Genomic DNA, 201 nt, shown 5'->3' with positions numbered 1-201 from the left:
CGCCTTCCCTGCCTCTGCTGCATTGGCGGCACTGGATGTATCACCTCCGACTAGCCCGCCTGCAATGCCCGCCGCCAGACTCGCAAATGCACTCACCGTGGCTTTTTCATCTTCGGTCAGTTGACTTGCATCTTTGCCATACAGTTTCTCGGACAGCATTCCCACCGCTTCCGCCGTCATCGCACCTAGCGATTAGGCGCC

1 protein-coding gene is annotated in these 201 nt (G+C 58.7%); it reads right to left on the bottom strand.

Features of this window, described 5'->3' with window-relative positions; genetic code table 11:
* A partial coding sequence (locus M992_RS14585; protein WP_248842545.1) for a VENN motif pre-toxin domain-containing protein occupies positions 1-180 on the bottom strand: 180 nt, incomplete at its 3' end.
* Positions 181-201: the final 21 nt, after the last annotated feature.

The organism is Moellerella wisconsensis ATCC 35017, from assembly GCF_001294465.1.
Taxonomy (GTDB): Bacteria; Pseudomonadota; Gammaproteobacteria; order Enterobacterales; family Enterobacteriaceae; genus Moellerella; species Moellerella wisconsensis.
Note: the sequence above shows the minus strand (reverse complement) of the source record. Positions and strands in the feature narration are given on the sequence as shown.